1 protein-coding gene is annotated in these 2,615 nt (G+C 72.2%); it reads left to right on the forward strand.

Going from position 1 to position 2,615, the window contains the following annotated elements; translation table 11 throughout:
* Positions 1–2,615: type I polyketide synthase (locus ABTZ94_RS37255; RefSeq protein WP_351207853.1), on the forward strand; the 2,615-nt coding region annotated here is incomplete at both ends.

Raw genomic sequence — 2,615 nt, forward strand, 5'->3', positions numbered from 1 at the left:
CTGGCGGCGATTCCGGCCGCGCACCCGCTGACCGCCGTGGTGCACACCGCCGGTGTGCTGGACGACGGCATCATCGGCTCGCTCACGCCCGAGCGAGTCGAACGGGTGCTGCGGCCCAAGGTCGATGCCGCGCTGAACCTGGACGAACTGACCCGCGACCTGGACCTGTCCGCGTTCGTGCTGTTCTCCGGCGCCGCCGCCGCGTTCGGCGCGCCGGGGCAGGCCGGCTACGCGGCCGCCAACGCCTTCCTGGAGGCTCTGGCCCAGCGCCGCGCCGCCCAAGGGCTTCCGGCGACCGCGCTGGCATGGGGTCTGTGGGCCGGCTCCGGAATGGCCGCAGACCTGGACGAGACGGACCTGCGGCGCATCGCGCGCGGCGGCGTCGCCCCGATGGCCGTCGAAGAGGGCCTCACACTTTTCGACGCCGCCCGTGCGGACGGCGAGACCGTGCTGTTCCCGATGCGGCTCGACCACGCGGGGCTGCGCACCGAGGCCACCGCAACCGGCACTGTACCGGCGCTGCTGCGCGGACTGATACGCGTGCCGGTGCGCCGCGCGGCCGTGGCCGCAGACAGTTCCTCGCCGGTCCAGCGTCTGCGCATGATGGCCACGAACGCCGAACGGGACGCCGCGCTCCTGGAGTTGGTGTGCGATCGGGTCGCCGGCGTGCTCGGCTACGCCGGGCCGGAAGTCCTGGACTCCGCACGGGCGTTCAAGGAGCTGGGTTTCGACTCGCTCACCGCCGTCGAGCTGCGCAACGACCTCAAGGCGGTCACTGGACTCCGTCTTCCCGCCACCCTGGTCTTCGACTATCCGACGCCCACCGCCCTGGCGGGTTATCTGCGGGACGAGCTGCTCGGTACCGAGCAGACCGAAACCGCGCCGGCCGTCGCCCGCCCGGCACTCGCGCCGACCGACGACGATCCGATCGTGATCGTCGGCATGGGCTGCCGGTTCCCCGGTGGGGTGCGTTCGCCGGAGGACCTGTGGCGTCTCGTCGCCACCGGTGGCGATGGCGTCTCCGGCTTCCCCGTCGACCGCGGCTGGGACCTGGACGCGCTCTACCACCCGGACCCCGACCACGCGGGTACCAGCTACACCCGCGAAGGCGGCTTCCTGCACGACGCCGCCGACTTCGACCCGGCGTTCTTCGGGATATCGCCGCGCGAGGCCCTCGCGATGGACCCGCAGCAGCGGTTGCTGCTGGAGACGTCCTGGGAGGCGTTCGAGCGGGCGGGCATCGCCCCGGCGACCGTCCGGGGCAGCAAGACCGGCGTGTTCGCGGGCGTCATGTACCACGACTACGTCACCGGCACGGACGGCATTCCGGACGGCGTCGAGGGCTACATCGGCACCGGCAACGCAGGCAGCATCGCCTCCGGCCGGGTCGCGTACACCTTCGGCCTCGAAGGCCCGGCGGTCACCATCGACACCGCGTGCTCCTCGTCGCTGGTAGCGCTGCACTGGGCCATCCAGGCGCTGCGCAACGGGGAATGCGAACTCGCCCTGGCCGGCGGTGTTGCCGTGATGGCGACCCCGGAGACCTTTATCGACTTCAGCCGCCAGCGTGGCCTGTCCACCGACGGCCGCTGCAAGTCCTTCGCGGCGTCGGCCGACGGTACGGGCTGGGCCGAGGGCGCGGGCATGCTGCTGGTCGAGCGGCTCTCGGACGCGCGGCGCAACGGGCACCCGGTCCTCGCGGTCGTGCGCGGTACGGCGGTGAACCAGGACGGTGCGAGCAATGGTCTGACGGCGCCCAACGGCCCGTCCCAGCAGCGTGTGATCCGCGCGGCGCTGGCCGGCGCCGGTCTGAAGGCCGTCGACGTGGACGTGGTCGAGGCACATGGCACGGGTACGACGCTGGGTGACCCGATCGAGGCTCAGGCGCTGCTGGCCACCTACGGCCGGGAGAAGTCCGCGGACCAGCCGCTGTGGCTGGGCTCGATCAAGTCCAACATCGGTCACACGCAGGCCGCGGCCGGTGTCGCGGGCATCATCAAGATGGTCATGGCGATGCGCCATGGCGTACTGCCGAAGACCCTGCACGTCGACGAACCGTCGTCGGAGATCGACTGGCAGGCGGGCGCGGTCGAGCTGCTGACCGAGGCCGTCGACTGGCCGGAGACCGGCCGTCCGCGCCGGGCGGGCGTCTCCTCCTTCGGTATCAGTGGCACCAACGCGCACACGATCATCGAGCAGGCCCCGGCAGAGCCGGTGGCCGGCACCACGGCGGCCGCGGCGCTGCCGTTCGTCCCGTGGCCGCTCTCGGCCATGGGCCAGGACGCCCTGCGCGACCAGGCCCACAGGCTCCGCGACCACCTGCTCTCCACCGACGGCCTCGACTGCGTCGACGTCGGTCACTCGCTGGCGACCGGCCGCGCGGCCTTCGAAGACCGCGCGGTGCTGGTGGCGCAAGACCGCGACGGCTTCCTCCGCGCCCTGGCGGCCCTGGCCGCCGACGAGCCGGCCACGAGCGTGGTGCGGGGCTCGGTGGTCGGTGGCAGGATGGCGTTCCTGTTCACGGGGCAGGGGAGTCAGCGGCTCGGTATGGGCCGTGAGTTGTATGAGACGTTCCCGGTGTTCGCCAAGGCGCTGGACGCGGTGTGTGCTGAGCT

It is taken from the genome of Streptomyces sp. NPDC002785 (assembly GCF_040295565.1).
Lineage (GTDB): Bacteria > Actinomycetota > Actinomycetes > Streptomycetales > Streptomycetaceae > Streptomyces.